The organism is Rhodococcus sp. F64268, from assembly GCF_023015605.1.
Classification (GTDB): Bacteria; Actinomycetota; Actinomycetes; order Mycobacteriales; family Mycobacteriaceae; genus Rhodococcus.
Window position 1 is genome coordinate 191618 of sequence record NZ_JALKAI010000001.1, and the last position, 18941, is coordinate 210558.

Below are 18941 nucleotides of genomic sequence, written 5' to 3' on the forward strand. Positions count from 1 at the left end.
TCCCTACCGACAGCGGCGGGCGGCCCCCCCCGGGGGCGGNCGGCACCCACGGGTGCCGGCCGCCGCTGTCGATGCTCGTCAGAGTTCGGTTGCGACCTTCCATGCCGAGTGGATGGCACCTTCGATGTAGTCGACGCTGCCTGCGTCCCCGACCACGCGCACATCCAGGCCCGAATCGGCCAGTTGGTCGGCCAGCGGTGCCGCGGCCGACACACCGGACGCGACGATGACCATGCTGGCGCGAGCAGACTTCGTCTCGCCGTCGACGGTGAACTCCACCGTCTTCGGCGTGATCCGCTCGACAGTGGCGTTGCGGTGCACCTGCACGCCGATCTCACGAGCATGCTTTGCGGCGGTCCACCGGCGCGGCATCGCCATCGGAACACCGAGCTGCTGCCCTTCGGCGAGCAGCGTCACGCGGCTACCGCGCTCGGCCATGAACTCGGCCAGCTCGAGTCCGACGAGCGAGCCACCGATCACGACGACGTCCTTGGCCATCGGCAGGAACTTCAGGAACCGGGTGCTGAGGCTGCGGATCCGTTCGGCGCTGGTGGTGATGCGTGCCAGTTTGCCGAGCTTGCCCATGATGCGCAGGAACAGTGCCTGATCGGAGACGTCGCCCGTGCCCGTCATGAGGGCCCGCATGCTGTCGCCGGTGTGCACGTGTGGCAGGTTGCCGCCGGGAACGGTCGGACGTTCTCGCACTGCACCAGTCGCGACGATCACCACATCCGGGTTCAGTGCACGCACGGACGCGGCGGTCGCCTCTGTGTTCAGGCGCACGTCGATGCCGAGCCGGGTGACTTCCTGCGCTTGCCACTTCAGCATGCGTCCGTTGTCGGGGGTGGTCAGGCTGGAGAACCACATCGTGCCGCCCAGCCGGTCCGCCTTGTCGAGGACCGTCACCCGGTGTCCGCGTTCGGTGGCGACCCGCGCTGCCTCCAGACCGCCCGGCCCGGCGCCGATGACCACGACATGCTTGGACGTGGCGCTCCGGACGAACGGCATCAGCGTCTCGTTGCCGAGCGTGGGGTTGACCGCGCAGATCGGCGTCGCATCCCAGAAGTTCTCCTGAACACACACGTAGCAGTTGATGCACGGGCGGATCTGCTCGGTCCGGCCCGTCTCGAGCTTGTTCACGAGCTGCGGGTCGGCGAGCAACTGGCGGCCCATCGCAACGAAATCGGTGTGGCCTTCGGCGATCATCTTCTCGCCGACCTCGGGCAACATGCGTCCGACGGTGATGACCGGGATCGACACCGCACGTTTGATGGCGGCAGCGTTGTCGGTGTAGAAGCCGACCTTGTCGGGCAGCGGGCCGTCGGTGAAGTTCGCGAAGGCGTTGAGCGCGGTGCCCGTGACGTGGATGGCGTCCGCGCCCGCCTGCTCGAACATGACAGCGGCGGCCGTGGACTCCTCGACGGTGAGACCGTCGGTTTCGCCGTATTCCTGGCCGGCCAGACGCACGATCACCGCGAGGTCGTCGCCGACCTCGGCCTTGACCGCGCGGATCACCTCGACCGTCAGCCGGGCCCGATTCTCCAGCGACCCGCCGTATTCGTCGGTGCGTTGATTCGAGTACCGGCTCAGGAACCCGCCGAGAACGTAGTTGTGGGCGACATGGATCTCGACCGCGTCGCCACCAGCAGCCTTCACACGTCCTGCCGCTTCGGCGAACATGCGGATCAGCCACTCGATGTCATCGACGGTGGCCTCGTGATACGTGGTCTGCTTGCCGCCTTGGATGGCGGCCATCTTCTTCAGTTCCTCGGGCGTGTTGTCGATGAACGCGCTCATGTCGCTCGGTGGCTTCGGCGTGCTCGGAACGAGCTGTGGCCGATCCTGGACCGTGTCGATACGCGCAACCTTGCCGTGGTGCGTCATCTGCACGCACAGCTTGCTTCCGGCGTCGTGAACGGCGTCGGCGAGCGCTTTGAGCCCGGGGATGAACCGGTCCTCGGACAGGCCGGGCTCCTTCGTGCTGGCACATCCGGCGGGGTACGCAACTGCGCAGCATCCGGTGATGATCAGCCCGGTTCCCCCGGCTGCACGAGCGACGAAATGATCGATGTCGCCCTGCTCGATCTCGCCGTCCTCGCAGAGGTTCATGTCCATCGCGGGCAGCACCACCCGGTTGTCCAGAGCAATGGGACCGATGGCGCCGGGGGATAGCAGGTTCGGGTAGGTCTGAAGCCGGTTCGTCACGGAAGAAAGCTATTCCCTGGCAGAAGGGCCGTCGGGAACCGGTCTCGATGAACGAGATGTCGGTCACTCACCGCCGAAGCAGTGCGACCGGTACGCTGTCGAACCCGCCTGCGGGGTATGCGGCGTGAAACGGACCTTCGCGTAGGTTTCGGCCCCCCGACGTTTTCCGTTCATCCGCATAATGCATCGTGAAAGACATGAGCGGACAACTGATCGTGTCGGTCTCGGGGATCAGGGACGCCACACGCGACGTCATCGACGGTTTCGCGCGGGAGATGGACGCCCGCGGTGTGCCGCTGTCGTTGTTCGTCGCGCCGAGGCTCAAAGATCACTACCGCCTGATCAACGATCCGGAGACCCAGGAGTGGCTGCTCGAACGCCGTGAAGGGGGCGACGCGGTGGTTCTACACGGGTACGACCAGGCTGCGACCAAGCGTCGTCGCGCCGAGTTCGCCGCGCTGCCCGAGCACGAAGCCCGTCTGCGTCTGCTCGCGGCCGATCGTGTCCTCGAAGAGGTCGGACTGCGTACCCGCCTGTTCGCGCCCCCGCGCTGGCTCGCGTCGCCCGGGGCGGTCGCCGCGCTCCCGCACGCCGGGTTCCGTCTCATGGCCGACATCGCAGGCATCCGCGATCTCGAACGTGACACCGTCGCCAAATCCCGCGTCTACGGGATCGGGGACGGCGCGAAGACCGAACCGTGGTGGTGTCGCGCCATGGTGATCGGGGCAGGGCGCGTTGCCCGTCGTGGTGAACTGCTGCGTGTCGCGATCTCGGGGGCGCACCTGGCAAAGCCCGGGCCCCGGCAGGCGATGCTCGACGCGGTCGACCTCGCGCTGCATCACGGTGCCGAGCCCAGCGTCTACCGTTGGCAGCGCACCGTATTCGATCGCAGTGTGGCCTGACGTCGTTCGGGACGATCGCCGGACTCGCATCCCATCGGGTGCTACCGGTCGGTAGGCTTTCCGTCCATGGACGCAGACGTGATCGTGGTGGGCGCGGGTCTCGCAGGATTGGTTGCAGCGGGGGAGTTGATCGACGCGGGCCGCACGGTGCTGCTCGTCGATCAAGAGAATTCGAACAACTTAGGAGGACAGGCGTTCTGGTCTTTCGGCGGACTGTTCTTCGTCGACAGCCCTGATCAGCGTCGCCTGGGGATCAAGGACTCGTACGAACTTGCCCTCCAGGACTGGATGGGTACCGCAGGTTTCGACCGCGACGACGAGGACCGGTGGCCGCGCCGCTGGGCGCAGGCCTACGTCGAGTTCGCGGCGGGCGAGAAGTACGCGTGGCTCCGGGCTCGGGGTCTGAAGATCTTCCCGATGGTCAACTGGGCCGAGCGCGGCGGTTACGACGCTGGCGGCCACGGCAATTCAGTTCCGCGCTTCCACATCACGTGGGGAACCGGACCGGCGCTCGTCGAGGTCTTCGCGCGCAAGGTGCGCGACGGTGTCGACCGCGGGCTGGTGACGCTGAAGCACCGGCATCAGGTGGATGAGCTGGTGGTGACGGGCGGCGCGGTCACCGGTGTGCGCGGCACGATCCTCGAACCGACCACTGCCGCGCGCGGCGTGAAGTCGTCGCGGACCGCCGTCGGCGACTTCGAATTCTCCGCCGGCGCCGTCATCGTCACCTCCGGCGGCATCGGCGGCAACTACGACCTCGTGAAGAAGAACTGGCCGAAACGATTGGGCGCGCCGCCGAAGCACATGCTCACCGGGGTACCCGCGCATGTCGACGGCAGAATGCTGGAGATCACGGAGAACGCAGGCGGCAACGTCGTCAACCGCGACCGCATGTGGCACTACACCGAGGGCATCACCAACTACGATCCCGTGTGGCCGAACCACGGCATCCGCATCCTGCCCGGACCGTCGTCGCTGTGGCTCGACGCCACCGGAAAGAGACTCCCGGTGCCGTTGTTCCCCGGCTTCGACACACTCGGCACACTCGAACACATCGTGGGTACCGGCCACGATCACACCTGGTTCGTTCTGGACCAGAAGATCATCGAGAAGGAGTTCGGGCTCTCCGGCTCGGAGCAGAACCCCGATTTGACCGGTCGTGACATCCGACTGCTGTTGCAGCGCGTGAAGTCCGGCGCCCCCGGTCCGGTCGAGGCGTTCAAGGAACGCGGCGTCGACTTCGTGGTGCGCGACAACCTCGCCGATCTCGTCGCAGGCATGAACGAACTCACCCCCGACGCGCCGCTGGACTACGCGACGGTGCGGTCGGTGGTCGAGGCCCGCGACCGCGAGATCGCCAACAAGTACACGAAGGACCTGCAGGTCGCGGCCCTGAGGGCAGCGCGCGCCTACAAGCCCGACCGCATCGCGCGGATTGCCTCACCGCACCGGATCCTCGATCCGAAGGCCGGGCCGCTCATCGCCGTCAAACTGCACTTGCTCACCCGCAAGACGCTCGGTGGACTGGAAACCGACCTGTCGTCGCGGGTGCTCAAAGCCGATGGCTCGGTGTTCGATGGTCTGTTCGCTGCAGGTGAGGTCGCGGGCTTCGGTGGCGGCGGCGTCCACGGTTACCGTGCGCTCGAGGGCACATTCCTCGGTGGTTGCATCTTCTCAGGCCGGGCGGCGGGTCGCGCCGCCCGGTGACCGCCCCGGCCGGGTGCTTCGTCAGACCTCTTCGTGGTCCTCGTGCTTCAGCACCCGGAACTCGGTGCCCGCAGGCGCCATCTCGGAGTACCGGCCGTAGAAGATCCCATTGGCCTGGTCGGTGATGATGCCCTGGTGGATCGGCACCGCCACGCGCGGGTTCACCGCGCGCAGGTAGTCGACCGATTCCCAGATCTTGAGCCAGGGAGCGGCCGAAGGCAGCGCGAGGACATCGACCTTCTCGTGTGGAATGTAGAGAGAATCGCCCGGGTGGAGCAGGCGGGCAGGATTCTCGTCGTCTCCGACGAGGTAGGCGGTGTTGTCGATCACCGGCAGTTCGGGGTGGATCACTGCGTGGCGTCCGCCGGTGCCGCGGACGGTGAGGGCGCCGACGGTGAACGTGTCGCCGGGACGCACCGCCGCCCACTCACCGTCGAGCATCGACGCCGACTGCGGGTCGGAGAACAGCGCCGCGCCGGGGTTGGCCTCGAGTAGCGCGGGAAGGCGCGCCGGATCGGCGTGGTCGGGATGCTGGTGGGTGACGAGAATGGCGTCGAGCCCGGTGATCCCCTCGAATCCGTGCGAGAAATTGCCCGGGTCGAACAGGATCGTGGTGCCGTTGTGTTCGAGCAGGATGCAAGAGTGTCCGAAGTGCGTCAGTCGCATGGATCCGAGTATGCCGGGCTCGACCGCTGCATGTGGGCCGGTAAACTGCAGCGTGTCCGGTGTCCGTCTCCGGATGTCAGCACTACTACCGAGGAGCAGCACGTGGCGCGTGTCGTCGTCGAAGTCATGCCCAAGACCGAGATTCTCGACCCCCAGGGCCAGGCCATTGTCGGGGCGCTGTCGCGGCTGGGCTTCGCGGGCGTGACCGACGTCCGTCAGGGAAAGCGGTTCGAGCTGGAGATCGACGGCAGCGTCGACGACGCCGAGCTCGAAAAGATCGCCGAAGGTCTCCTCGCGAACACCGTGATCGAGGACTGGACGGTCCGTCGAATCGACGGTGAGGCATGAGCGCCCGCATCGGAGTCATCACGTTCCCGGGAACGCTCGACGACGTCGATGCATCCCGCGCGGTGAAGCTCGCCGGTGGTGAGGCCGTGAGCCTGTGGCACGGCGACGCCGACCTGAAGAACGTCGACGCGGTCATCGTGCCCGGCGGATTCTCCTACGGCGACTACCTGCGCTGCGGCGCGATCGCCCGCTTCGCCCCGGTGATGGGCAAGGTGGTCGAGGCTGCGCAGGGCGGCATGCCCGTCCTCGGTATCTGCAACGGCTTCCAGGTGCTGTGCGAGGCCGGTCTGCTGCCGGGCGCGCTGACCCGCAACGCCGGTCTGCATTTCATCTGCCGCGACCAGTGGCTGAAGGTCGAGGCCACCGGCACCGCGTGGACATCGCGTTACGAGTCGGGCGCCGAGATCCTCGTGCCGCTCAAGTCGGGTGAGGGTCGCTATCAGGCTTCCGAGCAGGTGCTCGACGAGCTCGAGGGCGAGGGGCGAGTCGTGTTCCGCTACGCGGGCGACAACCCGAACGGTTCGCAGCGCGGTATCGCAGGTATCGCGTCGGCGAACGGCCGCGTCGTCGGTCTCATGCCGCATCCGGAGCACGCCACCGAGGCGCTCACCGGTCCCAGCGATGATGGACTCGGTATGTTCTACAGCGTTCTCGATGCGGTTGTGAACGCCTGACTTCCAGCACGACAAGACCCCGCTGCCCATCGGCGCAGCGGGGTTTTGTGTTCGGAAACAGAACGAGGGACCCCGTCGCCGTCCCGATCGGCTTCGAGGTCCCTCGCCCGTAATTCGCCCGGAATTCAACCCCCCGATCGAGTCCCGAGCCGGTGCCACCCCCATCCCCTCCGATGGCGCCGACCACAAGTGTGCCGGATTCGACCGATCTTGTCGTGAGTAGGAATACCCAAACTTTGGGTATCCACAGTTGCACCGCGCGGACGTACGCTGTAGCGCATTGTCCCCGATCCCGCTGACGAAGGACCGGCATATGGAATTTCCCGGTGCAACACCGTCCGATACCGCCGCTGCGAATCCTGCCACTGCAGGCGAAGAGGCTGCGCCCGAAGAGTCTTCGGTGGAGCGCATGCTGCGCATCTTCGACGTGACGCCGACAGGGGAGGACAGCTTCACCGGCGAGAGCGACGGCGGCGGGCGCCGCGTGGTCGACGGCACCCAACTGCTCGCCCAATCGATCGTTGCGGTAGCGAAACGATTTCCCGACAAGGAGATCCGATCTGCGCGGGCGATCTTCTCGCGCGCAGTGGATGCGGACGAGCCGGTCGATTTCGAGATCGATGTCGTCCATGCGGGACGCACCATGGTCAGCGCCAACGTCGCCGTCTGCCAGAACGGTCGACGTCACGCGATGGTGTCGATACTCGCGGATCGTCCGACCCCGGACGTGATCCGCCATCATGCACCATTGCCGGATGTGGCCCCGCCTGCCCGAGCTCATCGGAACGAGATGCCCATGACCGGACGGGAGCTCAGGGTGGTCGACGTGGTCGACGTCCGCAGCCCCGAGGAGGTCGGGCCGCCGGAACTGTATGCCTGGCTGCACTACGACCCGATCCCGACGCGCACCGACCTGGCCAAGGCGCTCATTGCGCACTTCACAGGGCACCTGTCGGTGTCCGCGACCATGCGGGCACACGACGGGATCGGAACGAGCCAGGCGCACCGGACGGTTTCGACCGGAATCATGACGGTGTCGGTCGCGTTCCACGACCCGGTCCGATGGGACGGATGGTTGCTCTATTCCCACGAAAGCACGCAGGTGGGTGGCGGAATGTCCTACGTGCGAGGACAGGTGCACACCGAAAGCGGGGAACTGCTCGCCTCGTTCACCCAGGAAGCGATGATCCGGCCGGTGCAGGCCGACCATTCCGCGATCCCCGCGAGCGCGCGGTTGTGAGACCGCAGGATCACAGCACAGGAGAACATCGATGAGTGTGCACGACGAGACACGTCCCCGGGGCAGCGCGGGTTTCGCGGACCGCCCCGACTACCGGGTCGATATCCATGCCCGCCGCAACGTGGTCCGCGCGACCCTGGACGGGGTGCTCCTCGCCGAGACCACAGCATCCCTGCTGGTCGACGAGCAGGACCACGGCCTGGTGTTCTACTTCCCACGCGCGGACGTCGCGGTGGAACTGACACCGGCCGAAGACTCCGGGTCGCGGTGTCCGTTCAAGGGCGAGGCCACCTATTGGCGTTTCGATGGGGACGGCGAGCAGCCGCTGTGCTGGAGCTACGAGGAGCCGTGGGAGCAAGTCGCTCGGATACGCGGATTCGTGGCGTTCTACCAGGACGCCGTGACCGTGAGCGTGGGGCAGGCCCATCCTGCGGTGTCGGGGCGCTGAGCAGAAGGCGACGGGTGGCGCAGGCGAGGGCGCCGCAGGGAGTGCGAGGATGCTGGTATGCCTTCGATCACGCATGCCGATGCCCAGGGTCTGTGCAACTTCGTCGACCTGTCTCCCTCACCGTTTCATGTGTGCGCGACCGTTGCGGCAACTCTGACCGACAACGGGTTCACCGAGCTCGACGAGACCAGCGGCTGGCCTGCCGATCCGGGTAGGTACTACGTGATCCGGGGCGGCTCGCTGATCGCGTGGAGCACCGAAGGCGACGAGCCGAGCCCGGCCCGGCCGTTCCGCATCGTCGGGGGACACACCGACAGCCCGAATCTGCGGGTCAAGCAGCATCCGGATCTCGCGTCGGCCGGTTGGCAGCTCGTAGGACTCGAGCCGTACGGCGGGGCGTGGCTCAATTCGTGGCTCGACCGCGACCTCGGGGTGTCCGGACGGTTCACCGTCCGCTCCGGTCACACGACCGAGGACGTGCTCGTGTGTGTCGACAAGCCGGTTCTGCGCGTGCCGCAGCTCGCCATCCACCTGTCGGAAGACCGGAAGGGTGTGCAGCTCGATCCGCAGCGCCACGTCAACGGTGTGTGGGGCATCGGGGGCGAGCCCCGGTCGTTCATCGAGTATCTCGCGGAGCAGACGGGCATCGACGCCTCCGCGGTCCTCGGCTGGGAACTGATGACGCACGACCTGGCGCCGAGCTCACTCGTCGGCGCAGCCGGAGAGCTGGTCAGCGCGCCGCGACTGGACAACCAGGCCACCTGCTACGCCGGCCTGCAGGCGCTGCTCGCCGCGACCGAGCACGTCGCCGAGCATGCGGGACCGATGCCTGTGCTGGCCCTGTTCGATCACGAGGAGGTCGGCAGCATGTCCGACCGCGGGGCGTTCTCCGATCTGCTGAACACCGTCCTCGAGCGCATCGTGCTGGTGCGCGGCGGTGGGCGCGACGAGTTCCTGCGTGCCCTGGCGGGGTCGATCGTGGCGTCCGGCGACATGGCACACGCGACGCATCCGAACTATCCGGACCGGCACGAACCCGCGCACCGGATCGCGGTCGGCGGCGGACCGGTGCTCAAGGTCAACCAGAATCTGCGGTACGCGACCGACGCGGAAGGTGCCGGTGCATTCGCTCTCGCGTGTGAGCAGGCGGGTGTTCCCCTTCAGCGCTACGTCCACCGGGCAGATCTTCCGTGCGGTTCGACGATCGGACCGATCACCGCGTCCAGAACGGGCCTGACCACTGTCGACGTCGGTGCACCGCAACTGGCGATGCACTCGGCGCGGGAATTGATGGGTGCGGCGGACGTGGCGATGTACGCGGATTCGCTCGCCGCATTTCTCACACCGCGCTTGCCTCATTCCTGAGACCGGCGCGCCGCCCGGTGCGAGACTGGGGGCGTCCAGTCCGGCGTGCGATCGGGGGTGTCGAGGTGAGCGGCCCGTCCTTTCCCGACCACCTGCTCGGACTCGACGAGTGGGCGGAACTCCCCGAGTACGAGCGCTTCCACGTAGAGCTCTGCGAGGGGGTTCTCGTTGCGTCGCCGCAACCCGGATCGGTGCACGACCACGCGGCGCTCGCGCTGGTGTTGCAGCTCGACGACCAGCTTCCCGGCAACCTGTGCGTGCTCGGTGGGGTGGAGGTCCTGGTGGCGTCCGAGCCGCTCACGGTGCGCATTCCCGACGCGATCGTGGTCGACCGAGCCGTCGTCGATGCGGATCCCGATCGAGCTCCGTCCTCCGAGGTGCGGTTGGTACTCGAGGTCACCGTCGACGGCACCGCCCGCACCGACCGCGTCACGAAGTTCTCGGAGTATGCGGAGGCCGGGATCCCGCAGTACTGGATCGTCGATCTCACCGGTCCGCCGGTGATCGCGGTCTTCACCCTCGATTCCGGTTGGTATCGATACGACGGTGAACACAGCGGTGCACCGACGCTGACCGCGGCGGGAAACGAGGTCACCGTGGACCTCGGCGGGCTCGTCGAACAGAGCGCCCGTGCACCCGCGGAACACCGCGTGACGACGACCGTGCAGGAGCGCAACGCAGTGGTCGCCGACACCGCTGCGGCACCGGAAGCGCCGGAGGGGCCTGCCCCCCGATAGACTGGCTTCCGGCAGTGCCCGCCCGGCCTGCTGTTTTCGATCCTGCTGTTTCTCGATCCCAGAGTGAAGGGACCCGACGCCCAGTGTCATCGCACGTGGATACCGTCACCCACGCCGCCGAAACCCCCGATGTCGCTCAGCCCTATCGGGAGCTGGGGCTGAAGGAAGACGAGTACACCCGCATCACGGAGATCCTGGGGCGCCGCCCCACGGATGCCGAGCTGGCGATGTACTCGGTGATGTGGTCCGAGCACTGCTCGTACAAGTCGTCGAAGGTGCATCTGAAGTACTTCGGTGAGACCACCACCGACGAGATGCGCTCGTCGATGCTTGCCGGTATCGGTGAGAACGCAGGCGTGGTCGACATCGGCGACGGCTGGGCCGTCACCTTCAAGGTCGAATCCCACAACCATCCCTCCTACGTCGAGCCCTACCAGGGTGCGGCCACAGGTGTCGGCGGCATCGTCCGCGACATCATGGCGATGGGTGCTCGCCCGATCGCAGTGATGGACCAGCTGCGCTTCGGCGCGGCCGACCACCCCGACACGCGTCGCGTCGTCGACGGTGTGGTGCGCGGCGTCGGTGGATACGGCAACTCCCTCGGCCTGCCCAACGTGGGTGGCGAGACCGTGTTCGACGCGTCCTATCAGGGCAACCCGCTGGTCAATGCGCTGTGCGCGGGAGCGATGCGTGTCGAGGATCTGCATCTGGCATTCGCGTCGGGTACCGGCAACCGGATCATCCTGTTCGGTGCCCGCACCGGTCTCGACGGCATCGGCGGTGTGTCCGTCCTCGCGTCCGAGACGTTCGACGACAGCGAGGGCGGCGGACGTCCGAAGAAGCTGCCCAGCGTGCAGGTCGGCGACCCGTTCACGGAGAAGGTGCTCATCGAGTGCTGCCTCGACCTGTATCGCGAGAAGCTCGTCGTCGGGATCCAGGATCTCGGCGGTGCCGGGCTCTCCTGCGCGACATCCGAGCTCGCCGCTGCCGGTGACGGCGGCATGCACATCTACCTCGAGCGTGTTCCCACGCGCGCGACGGGCATGACCCCGGCCGAGGTGCTCTCCTCGGAGTCACAGGAACGCATGTGCGCGGTCGTCGCACCCGAGAACGTCGACGCATTCATGGCCGTGTGCAAGAAGTGGGACGTGCTCGCCACCGACATCGGTGAGGTCACCGACGGGGAGCGTCTCGTCATCACGTGGCACGGCGAGACCGTCGTCGACGTGCCGCCGCGCACGGTTGCGCACGAGGGGCCGGTCTACGAGCGTCCCGTGCAGCGTCCCGACACGCAGGACGCACTCATCGCCGATACCACCGCGACGCTGAAGCGTCCGGAGACCGACGAAGAGCTGAAGGCCACGTTGCTGAAGATGCTCGCGTCGCCTGCGCTGTGCAGCCGCAAGTGGATCACCGAGCAGTACGACCGGTACGTGCGTGGCAACACCGTTCTGGCCGAGCACGCCGATGCCGGTGTGGTCCGCATCGACGAGGAGACCGGCCGCGGTATCGCGCTGGCCACCGATGCGTCGGGCCGCTACACGCAGCTCGACCCGTACGCCGGTGCGCAGCTCGCGCTCGCCGAGGCCTACCGCAATGTGGCCACCACCGGTGCCACCCCGAAGGCAGTGTCCAACTGCCTGAACTTCGGGTCGCCGGAGGATCCGGGCGTGATGTGGCAGTTCCAGCAGGCCGTGCGTGGCCTCGCCGACGGATGCGCGCAGCTCGGTATTCCGGTCACCGGTGGCAACGTCAGCTTCTACAACCAGACCGGTTCCACGCCGATTCTGCCGACGCCCGTCGTAGCGGTCCTCGGTGTGATCGACGATGTGCACCGTCGTATCCCCACCGGCCTCGGCCTCGAGCCCGGCGAGACGCTGATCCTGCTGGGGGAGACCCGCGACGAGTTCGACGGATCCATCTGGGCGCAGGTCGAGCACGACCACCTCGGGGGTGTGCCGCCGAAGGTCGACCTCGAGCGCGAGCGTCTGCTGTCGGAGATCCTCCTCGCAGGGTCGCGCGACGGACTGATCTCCGCCGCCCACGACTTGTCCGAGGGCGGGCTCGTGCAGGCGGTCGTCGAAGCCGCACTGGCGGGGGAGACGGGATGCCGGATTCTGCTGCCCGAGGATGCAGATCCGTTCGTGACATTGTTCTCCGAGTCCGCGGGCCGCGTGCTCGTCGCCGTCCCGCGCACCGAAGAGTCCCGGTTCACGGGCATGTGCACGGCGCGCAACCTGCCGTGGGTGCGGATCGGGGTTGTCGACGAAGGATCCGATTCGGTCGAGGTTCAGGGGCACTTCTCGGTGCCCATGAGTGAACTCCGCGAGGTCTACGAAGGTACCTTGCCGGCACTGTTCGGGTAACCGAATGGCGGCTGCCCAGGTCGACCGGCTGGCAGCGATAGAAGCCCGTCAAGGGCAGATCATCGCCGCAGTCACCGATTTCGGTGAACGCCACCCCCTCACCGCTCGGGTGTGGGGGTGGCTCAGCCTCGATACGACCGGGGTGGCATTCGCCGCTCTGTTCTTCTGCTGGTCGTTGTCGCCGTCGCTACTGCCGCGCGACTGGCTGTTCCAAGGCATCATCGGCGGGATCAACGCCACGATCGGGTACGGGCTCGGCTGCATCGTCGGCTGGGTCGCCACTCGATTCGTGCTCAGGGGCCGAGCGTGGTGGCCGTTGCCGTTGCCCGTCGAACGGGCGATCAGGGTGGCGGTCCCGGTCGCAGGCATCCTCGCTTCGCTGGTCGCTCTCGTACTCGCCGCCGGTCAGCAACGTCAGCTGGCTGCTCTCATGGACGCCGAGGGCACCACGACGTCCGGATACCTGCGCACCTGTCTGCTCGCCCTTGCCGTTGCCGCACTGCTGATCTCGCTGTGGCGCGGATTGCGCGACCTCGGCCGCTGGATTTCAAAGCAACTGGTGCGGCGCACACGGATGCCGGCGGGGCTCGCCCGCACCCTCGCGGTCATGGTCGTCGTCCTCGCGACCTTCATGCTCATCGACGGTGTGCTCCTGCGCGGTGCATATGCGATCACGAACTCGGCATTCAGCATCCAGGACGACAGCACCCGACCCGGTGCGGTACAACCGTTGAGCCCCACGAAATCCGGTAGTCCCGAGTCCTTCGCCCCGTGGGAGACGCTCGGGTTCGAAGGCCGGAACTTCGTGTCGCGGGGACTGGACACCGACGAACTCACCGCGATCAACGGTGCCCCGGCGCAGGAACCGATTCGCGTCTACGTCGGGCTCGACACGGCCGAAACGGCCGAGGAACGCATCGATCTGGTCGTCGACGAACTCGAGCGCACCGGTGCGTTCGACCGTTCTGTACTGGTGCTCATCCCCACGACGGGGACCGGCTGGGTCAATCCCACGGCGGCGCAGGCGATGGAGCTCGTGCACAACGGCGACGTCGCGATGGTGGCGTGGCAGTACTCGTACCTGCCGAGCTGGATCTCGTTCCTGGCAGACAAGGAGAAGGCCGCTGCTGCAGGCGAAATGCTGATCGACCGCGTGCACCAGCGGTGGCTCGAGCTCCCGGAAGACCAGCGGCCCGAATTGTTCGTCTACGGCGAGAGCCTCGGCACGCAGTCGGGTGAAGGTGCTTTCGACAGTCTCGCCGACATCCGCGAGACCGTCGACGGGGTGCTGTGGGTCGGACCGCCGAATTCGAACCGGCTGTGGAGTCAGCTCGTCGAGCGCCGAGATCCGGGTAGCACCGAGGTCGATCCGGTCTATGCCGATGGTCTCGTCGTGCGGTTCGCGGACGGCCGGTCGGAGATCGGTGTTCCGGAAACCCTGTGGTTGTCGCCGCGCGTCCTGTACATCCAGCACGCCTCGGACCCTGTCGTCTGGTGGGACCCGGACCTGCTGTTCACACGCCCCGACTGGTTGTCCGAGCCGCCCGGGCCGGATCGGCTCCCGCAGATGCGCTGGTTCCCGTTCGTCACGTTCTGGCAGGTCTCGGCCGATCTGACGAACGCGGCCGGGGTTCCGGACGGGCACGGTCACAACTACGGCACCACCGTGCTCGATGGGTGGGTGGCGGTGACGCAACCCGAGGGCTGGACCGATACCGACACCGAACGGGTCCGGATCGCGTTGGAGGCGCTGCGCAAGACTCAGGGACCGGAGAAATGAGGGTCCGGTCGTGGCGCGGCCCGGTCGCCGCCGTCGCTGCGGTGGCGATCGGTGCGGTTCTTCCCGCAGCCCCTGTAGGTCCGCGGGGTCGCGTGCTGCTCGCCGCCGGTGCCGGGATCGGCGCGGTGGCCCTGACCCGTGCATCGGGTCTCGATCGGCATGCGTTGGGTCTCGATCCGTCGCGGCTGCGTGCGGGCCTGAAGTGGGGTGCAGCAGCAGGGGGAGCAATCGGAGCCTGCTATGTCGCCGCGCTGTCTGTTCCGGCGGTGCGGGAGCGATTCGTCGACGATGAGCGCGGCAGGCGCGGGGATTTCTACGAATGGATCGGTCTGCACATTCCGATCGGCACCGTCCTCGCCGAGGAACTGCTCTTCCGAGGTGCACTCACGGCCCTTGTCGGACCGCTACCGCAGGCCGTGGCCTTCGGGTTGTGGCATGTGCGCCCGGCGATGGCCGTCGGCGACAGTGTCGTGACCACTGTCGTCGTGACCGGGCTGTCCGGACTGGGCTTCGCGTGGTTGAGGAAGGGAAGCGGCAGCGTGCTTGCACCGGCACTGGCTCATCTCGCGATCAATGTCGGGGGAGCGATCGCGGTACGGGCCGCGACGCTCGGGACCGGTCCGGAGCAGCGCCGTGCGGCGGATCGGGCCGGCCATGGCACCGCGTAAGTCCGTCGATCCCGCCGAACTTCGCGGGGCGCTCCAGCGAGTCGAGGCGTGGGTGTCGGGGCACAGCGACGAGAAACCCGCGAGGGCCGACCTCGCGGCGGCAGTGAGGCTCAGCGCCCGGACTCTCGAACAGATCGCGCCCGGCTCGAGCGTCGAGGTGCGGGTTCCACCGTTCGTGGCGGTGCAATGCATCGAAGGCCCCCGGCATACGCGTGGGACGCCCCCCAATGTCGTCGAGACGGACCCCCGCACGTGGCTGCGGCTGGTCGTGGGACGCGAGATGTTCGACGATGCCGTGGGTGCCGGTGGAGTCGATGCGTCGGGCGCACGGGCAGGTGAGATCGCGCATTGGCTTCCGCTCCTGCGTCTGTGATCCAGGAGCTCGTGCGGGTGCGTGGTCGGAGGCGTCGCGAGCGGCACGTAGAATGGGCCTGCCCCGATTTTGTCCAGCCCCAGGGAGCACCCCGGTGACCAGTGCCGATCTGTCGGTTCACACACGCAATCTTCTCGCCTCGGACGAACCCGAGAACGAGCCGCGCGAAGAGTGCGGCGTCTTCGGAGTGTGGGCTCCCGGCGAGGACGTGGCGAAACTCACGTACTACGGGCTCTATGCCCTTCAGCATCGAGGTCAGGAAGCCGCGGGCATCGCGGTTTCCGACGGTGCCCAGGTCCTCGTGTTCAAGGATCTCGGTCTGGTGAGCCAGGTCTTCGACGAGCAGACCCTGGCTGCGATGCCGGGTCATATCGCCGTCGGCCACTGCCGCTACTCGACGACGGGTTCGACGACGTGGGAGAACGCACAGCCGATCTTCCGCACCACGGCGGCAGGCACCGGTGTGGCACTCGGCCACAACGGCAACCTCGTCAACACCGCCGAACTTGCGCAGAAGGCGCGTGAGCTGGGCGCACTGGACCAGAATCGTCCGGGCGCAGCGACCTCCGACTCGGACCTCGTCGGTGCGCTGCTCGCCCATGCGGCGGCGGACAGCACGATCGAAAGCGCCGCACTCGAGCTGCTTCCGACCCTCCGCGGCGCGTTCTGCCTGACATTCATGGACGAACACACCCTTTACGCGGCGCGCGACCCCTGGGGCATCCGGCCGCTGTGCCTGGGTCGTCTCGATCGTGGCTGGGTGGTGGCCAGCGAAACCGCGGCGCTCGACATCGTCGGAGCGTCCTTCGTTCGCGACATCGAGCCCGGTGAGTTGCTCGCCATCGATTCCGACGGTGTCCGGTCGTCCCGTTTCGCGGCGCCCGAACCGAAGGGCTGTGTTTTCGAGTACGTGTATCTGGCGCGCCCGGACTCGACGATCAGCGGACGTTCGGTGCACGCGACGCGTGTCGAGATCGGACGGCGCCTCGCGAAGGAACATCCGATCGACGCGGACCTGGTGATCCCGGTCCCCGAGTCCGGAACTCCCGCCGCGGTCGGCTACGCACAGGGGTCCGGTCTGCCGTACGGACAGGGGCTGATGAAGAACGCCTACGTGGGCCGCACCTTCATCCAGCCGAGCCAGACGATCCGTCAGCTGGGTATTCGGCTCAAGCTCAATCCCCTGCGCGAGGTCATCCGCGGGAAGCGACTCGTCGTCGTCGACGATTCGATCGTGCGTGGCAACACCCAGCGCGCTCTGATCCGCATGCTGCGTGAGGCAGGCGCGCTCGAGATCCACGTCCGGATCGCGTCGTCGCCGGTGAAGTGGCCCTGCTTCTACGGCATCGACTTCGCCTCACCCACCGAGCTCATCGCCAATGGTGGCGGTCACCGCGACACGGACGCCGACGGGCACGACTACGACGAGATGGTCGAGATGGTGCGCCGGTCGATCGGTGCCGATTCGCTCGGCTACATCTCGATCGACGGCATGATCGGCGCGACCGAGCAGCCGTCGACGCGTCTGTGTGCGGCGTGCTTCGACGGCAGCTACCCGATTGCGTTGCCCACCGAGTACGCGATCGGCAAGAACGTCCTCGAAGGTGTCGTCGATGCGGAATCGGTCACTCCGACCGTGCTGGACAACGCCAACGCGGACGTTCTGAGCCGTCCGTAGATCCGGTTCCGGTACCGTGAGTGCGCGGTCGGCTCTCTCGGGCCCGCTTTCGCATGCGTTCTGACGGACACCGGCCACCCTGCATTTCGGTCACGAACGTGCCGTAACGCAACTGACAACCCTATTCACAACTCGAAGCTGGAGCCGACAACCCATGACCGAGGAGACAACCCCCGGAGCTTCCTACGCAGCGGCAGGCGTGGACATCGAGGCGGGCGACAAGGCCGTCGAACTGTTCGCTCCGCACGCGAAGAGGGCAACACGACCGGAGGTGCTCGGAGGTCTCGGGGGCTTCGCGGGACTGTTTTCCCTCAAGGGCGACTACAAGGAGCCGCTGCTCGCCGCGTCCACCGACGGCGTCGGCACGAAGCTTGCGGTGGCGCAGGCGCTGGACAAGCACGACACCGTCGGTCTCGACCTGGTGGCCATGGTCGTCGACGATCTGGTCGTGTGCGGCGCCGAGCCGCTGTTCCTGCAGGACTACATCGCTGTCGGACGCGTTGTGCCCGAGCGTGTCGCCGAGATCGTCTCGGGTATCGCCGAAGGCTGCGTCCAGGCCGGCTGCGCACTTCTCGGAGGTGAGACCGCAGAACACCCCGGCGTGATGGCAGACGGCGACTACGACCTGTCTGCGACCGGTATCGGTGTGGTGGAGGCCGAGAAACTCCTCGGCCCCGAGCGCGTGCGCCCGGGCGACGTCGTGATCGCGATGCGCTCGTCGGGACTGCACTCCAACGGGTACTCCCTTGCACGCAAGGTGCTGCTCGAAATCGGCAAGATGAGCCTGACGGCCCACGTCGACGAGTTCAGCCGCACGCTCGGTGAGGAACTGCTGGAGCCGACGCGGATCTACGCGAAGGACTGCTTGGCCCTCGCTGCCGAGACCGAGGTGCGCACCTTCTGCCACGTCACAGGTGGTGGGCTTGCGGCCAACCTGGCGCGCGTGATGCCGAAGGGCCTCGTCGCGGAACTCGACCGCACCACGTGGAGCCCGGCACCCGTTTTCGGTCTCATCGCTCAGCGTGGTCGTGTCGAGCGCGCTGAGATGGAGAAGACCTTCAACATGGGTGTCGGCATGGTCGCGATCGTCGCGCCCGAGGACGTCGACCGCGCGCTTGCGGTGCTCACGGCTCGACACATCGAGAGCTGGACTCTCGGAACTGTCCGGAAGGCGCAGGATGCCGACGGTGAGCGGGCGCTGCTCCTCGGCGATCACCCGCGTTTCTGAGGGCAGGCGGCAAAGTACGAACAAGGGTCGGATATTCACGCTCTGGCGTGAATATCCGACCCTTGTTTGTTCGTGTGAACTGTTTGTTCATGTGAACTCGCGGTCGTTGCGTCGCACACGCATGGGGACCGCTCGATCAGCCGATGTCACCATCAGTGGAGGGGGAGCCGATGTCGGCTCCCCCTCCACTGATGGTTTACGTCTGGTCAGCGACGCCAGTCGTCGTCGTCGTCCCAACCGGAACCTTGGTCGGCGAAGACCTCGTCCCTGTGCGAGTTGGGTGCACCGCCCGACAGATCTCCGTCCGACAACTCTCGTTGAAGGCTCTCGAAGTCGGTGGATGGCGAGCTGTACTTCAGTTGCCTTGCAACCTTGGTCTGCTTTGCCTTAGCTCGGCCGCGGCCCATGGCCAACCCCCTCGCGCTTTGACGGGGCGGCCTGGGGAATTTGGCGGCCCCGGTGTGTTGAGTATTTTCCTGTGTCCCACTTTAGCTTGGAAAACTCAGTTCCGCTCCCACCCACCCGTTCAGGCAGGTGTCCGTTACATCTCATTGAC

General features: G+C 66.9%; 17 protein-coding genes. 14 read left to right on the forward strand and 3 right to left on the reverse strand.

The genetic code is table 11. The annotated features are described in order from the left end of the window. Nucleotides 1–78: 78 nt before the first annotated feature. Nucleotides 79–2205 (reverse strand): NAD(P)/FAD-dependent oxidoreductase, encoded by a 2127-nt coding sequence (locus tag MWU77_RS00840; protein WP_247272731.1) that lies wholly within the window; start codon nt 2203–2205, stop codon nt 79–81. Between the two features lie 197 nt (nt 2206–2402). On the opposite strand from MWU77_RS00840, the gene MWU77_RS00845 reads away from it, so the two are divergent. Both MWU77_RS00845 and MWU77_RS00850 read left to right on the forward strand, forming a co-directional pair. Next, on the forward strand, nt 2403–3107 hold the full coding sequence (locus MWU77_RS00845; protein WP_169688276.1) for a DUF2334 domain-containing protein: 705 nt from the start codon (nt 2403–2405) through the stop codon (nt 3105–3107). Between the two features lie 66 nt (nt 3108–3173). After that, on the forward strand, nt 3174–4814 hold the full coding sequence (locus MWU77_RS00850; protein ID WP_169688277.1) for an FAD-binding dehydrogenase: 1641 nt from the start codon (nt 3174–3176) through the stop codon (nt 4812–4814). 21 nt (nt 4815–4835) lie between these two features. Here MWU77_RS00850 and MWU77_RS00855 read toward each other — a convergent pair whose 3' ends face one another. Further along, on the reverse strand, nt 4836–5480 hold the full coding sequence (locus MWU77_RS00855) for an MBL fold metallo-hydrolase (protein ID WP_169688278.1): 645 nt from the start codon (nt 5478–5480) through the stop codon (nt 4836–4838). A 102-nt stretch (nt 5481–5582) separates the two neighbouring features. On the opposite strand from MWU77_RS00855, the gene purS reads away from it, so the two are divergent. The 12 genes from purS to purM all read left to right on the forward strand — a co-directional run bounded on the left by purS (nt 5583) and on the right by purM (nt 18385). Further along, entirely contained in the window at nt 5583–5828 is a 246-nt protein-coding gene (gene purS, locus MWU77_RS00860) for a phosphoribosylformylglycinamidine synthase subunit PurS (RefSeq protein ID WP_054714511.1), read from the forward strand. Next, nucleotides 5825–6502 (forward strand): phosphoribosylformylglycinamidine synthase subunit PurQ, encoded by a 678-nt coding sequence (gene purQ / locus MWU77_RS00865; RefSeq protein WP_169688279.1) that lies wholly within the window; start codon nt 5825–5827, stop codon nt 6500–6502. Before purS ends, purQ begins: the two co-directional genes overlap by 4 nt. 409 nt (nt 6503–6911) lie before the next feature. Further along, on the forward strand, nt 6912–7742 hold the full coding sequence (locus MWU77_RS00870; protein WP_240959190.1) for an acyl-CoA thioesterase II: 831 nt from the start codon (nt 6912–6914) through the stop codon (nt 7740–7742). A gap of 31 nt (nt 7743–7773) precedes the next feature. Further along, nucleotides 7774–8190, forward strand: a complete 417-nt coding sequence (locus tag MWU77_RS00875; protein WP_169688281.1) for a DUF427 domain-containing protein — start codon at nt 7774–7776, stop codon at nt 8188–8190. 57 nt (nt 8191–8247) lie between these two features. After that, the gene (locus MWU77_RS00880; RefSeq protein WP_169688282.1) at nt 8248–9555 is read left to right on the forward strand and encodes a M18 family aminopeptidase; all 1308 of its coding nucleotides are present in this window, start codon (nt 8248–8250) and stop codon (nt 9553–9555) included. Nucleotides 9556–9620: 65 nt separating this feature from the next. Then, nucleotides 9621–10292: a Uma2 family endonuclease gene (locus tag MWU77_RS00885; RefSeq protein ID WP_169688283.1), complete on the forward strand. Its 672-nt coding sequence runs from the start codon at nt 9621–9623 to the stop codon at nt 10290–10292. A gap of 83 nt (nt 10293–10375) precedes the next feature. Beyond that, nucleotides 10376–12658, forward strand: coding sequence for a phosphoribosylformylglycinamidine synthase subunit PurL (gene purL / locus MWU77_RS00890; protein WP_169688284.1), 2283 nt, complete (start codon nt 10376–10378; stop codon nt 12656–12658). Between the two features lie 4 nt (nt 12659–12662). Continuing rightward, nucleotides 12663–14438 carry an alpha/beta-hydrolase family protein gene (locus MWU77_RS00895; protein ID WP_169688285.1) on the forward strand — a complete coding sequence of 592 codons (1776 nt, stop codon included), beginning with the start codon at nt 12663–12665 and terminating at the stop codon, nt 14436–14438. Continuing rightward, nucleotides 14435–15106, forward strand: a complete 672-nt coding sequence (locus MWU77_RS00900) for a CPBP family intramembrane glutamic endopeptidase (RefSeq protein WP_169688286.1) — start codon at nt 14435–14437, stop codon at nt 15104–15106. The genes MWU77_RS00895 and MWU77_RS00900 overlap by 4 nt, the downstream gene beginning before the upstream one ends. Beyond that, on the forward strand, nt 15093–15479 hold the full coding sequence (locus MWU77_RS00905) for a sterol carrier family protein (protein ID WP_169688287.1): 387 nt from the start codon (nt 15093–15095) through the stop codon (nt 15477–15479). Before MWU77_RS00900 ends, MWU77_RS00905 begins: the two co-directional genes overlap by 14 nt. Nucleotides 15480–15573: 94 nt before the next feature. Further along, complete coding sequence (purF, locus tag MWU77_RS00910) at nt 15574–17157, forward strand: amidophosphoribosyltransferase (RefSeq protein ID WP_169688288.1); 1584 nt, start codon at nt 15574–15576, stop codon at nt 17155–17157. Between the two features lie 154 nt (nt 17158–17311). Continuing rightward, nucleotides 17312–18385 carry a phosphoribosylformylglycinamidine cyclo-ligase gene (gene purM, locus MWU77_RS00915; RefSeq protein ID WP_169688289.1) on the forward strand — a complete coding sequence of 358 codons (1074 nt, stop codon included), beginning with the start codon at nt 17312–17314 and terminating at the stop codon, nt 18383–18385. 206 nt (nt 18386–18591) lie between these two features. Here the strand turns inward: purM and MWU77_RS00920 are convergent, their stop codons facing one another. Beyond that, a complete protein-coding gene (locus MWU77_RS00920; protein ID WP_169688290.1) occupies nt 18592–18792 on the reverse strand; it encodes a DUF3073 domain-containing protein in 201 nt (66 codons plus the stop codon). Nucleotides 18793–18941: the final 149 nt, after the last annotated feature.